The following is an 830-nucleotide window of genomic DNA, read 5'->3' as shown; positions in this document are numbered from 1 at the left end:
CCCGCGGTTACGGAACTGGATCCGGTTCCTGTAGAACCGGTTAAACCCGAACCTGTTGTGGAACCGGCTCCGCCTGTTGAACCATCCACTCCAGCAGAGGCGCCAGCTGAAAAGGTGGTTCCAGAGCCACCAGCTGAAAAAACAGTTGTTGAAGCAAAACCTGAACCCAAAACCACCAGCAAAAAAGTTACGGCTGAAAATGCTGATCGTAAGGTAGAGACGTCTGAAATTGTCGCTGAAGAGACCGTTGAAGAAACGGCAGAGATTACGCCAAACATTTCCGGGGCAGAGCTGATTGCCCGTGCAAGAAGCGAAATCGGATCACTGCAAAGCACACTGGAATATAATAGCCGGGCATTAAGTGAAACACCAAAAAAACGTCGCATATCAGCAGCTACCAAGGAATATTCTGCCGCCGCCTATATGCGGGCCTGGGCAATGAAAGTCGAACGAATTGGCAACATGAATTATCCGCAGGAAGCCAAGGATAAGGGCGTTAATGGGAGCTTGATGTTATCAGTGGATATCAAACCGGATGGCAGTGTTCCACCCGATGGCATTGTAGTATCACGATCATCCGGGCATAAGGTACTGGATGATGCCGCCGTGCGAATTGTGCGTTTAGGTGCTCCGTATGCCGCAATCCCCGAGGATGTTCTGCAAAATAATGACATGCTTACCATTATCCGCACCTGGAAATTTGAAAGTGCCCGAGGCCTGTCGGCCCGTTAGTTCTTCAGTCCGTATTTTGTTGTTGATATAACTGATACCCCGTCTCGGCCTTACTGCGGTTGTTATAACTCAACGGCAATTCCGACTTCAGCTTTTGC

Annotated in this window: 1 protein-coding gene; it reads left to right on the top strand. The window is 49.6% G+C overall.

The features are described from left to right. Positions 1-732: energy transducer TonB (locus B3182_RS03390; RefSeq protein ID WP_292751558.1), on the top strand; the 732-nt coding region annotated here is incomplete at its 5' end. Positions 733-830: the final 98 nt, after the last annotated feature.

The organism is Methylophaga sp. UBA4204, from assembly GCF_002379485.1.
Taxonomy (GTDB): Bacteria; Pseudomonadota; Gammaproteobacteria; order Nitrosococcales; family Methylophagaceae; genus Methylophaga.
The sequence above is the reverse complement of the archived record's forward strand: the minus strand, read 5'-3'. Positions and strand labels throughout refer to the sequence as shown.